Origin of the sequence: Robertmurraya korlensis (assembly GCF_023715225.1) — a bacterium.
In the GTDB taxonomy this organism is placed as follows: Bacteria; Bacillota; Bacilli; order Bacillales; family Cytobacillaceae; genus Robertmurraya_A.
Map to the genome: position 1 here is coordinate 1 of NZ_JAMBNS010000092.1, position 462 is coordinate 462.

1 protein-coding gene is annotated in these 462 nt (G+C 53.5%); it reads left to right on the forward strand.

What is annotated here, in order from left to right:
• Nucleotides 1-370, forward strand: a 370-nt coding sequence (locus tag M3175_RS25960; RefSeq protein WP_200108583.1) for a helix-turn-helix domain-containing protein, incomplete at its 5' end; no start/stop codon positions are given.
• Between the last annotated feature and the right edge of the window lie 92 nt (nucleotides 371-462).

Below are 462 nucleotides of genomic sequence, written 5' to 3' on the forward strand. Positions count from 1 at the left end.
GGCGAAAACCGCATGTGAAGTGGCCGAAATCTCTTATAAGAAATTCCGTCAGCTGATCCAGGTGAACCCGGACATTCTGATGCGTCTCTCTTCGCAAATGGCTCGCCGTCTGCAGGTCACGTCTGAGAAAGTGGGCAACCTTGCCTTCCTCGACGTGACGGGCCGTATCGCCCAGACGCTGCTGAACCTGGCGAAGCAACCGGATGCCATGACCCACCCGGACGGTATGCAAATTAAAATTACCCGCCAGGAAATTGGTCAGATCGTCGGCTGCTCTCGTGAAACCGTTGGTCGTATTTTGAAAATGCTGGAAGATCAGAACCTGATTTCCGCGCACGGTAAAACCATCGTCGTCTACGGCACCCGTTAAGTTGCTAAGCGGCGTATTGCTCCCGCAGTACGCCGTTTTTGTTTTTCCCTCATGTGGCGCAGGCTGATTTACCACCCGGAAGTCAACTATGC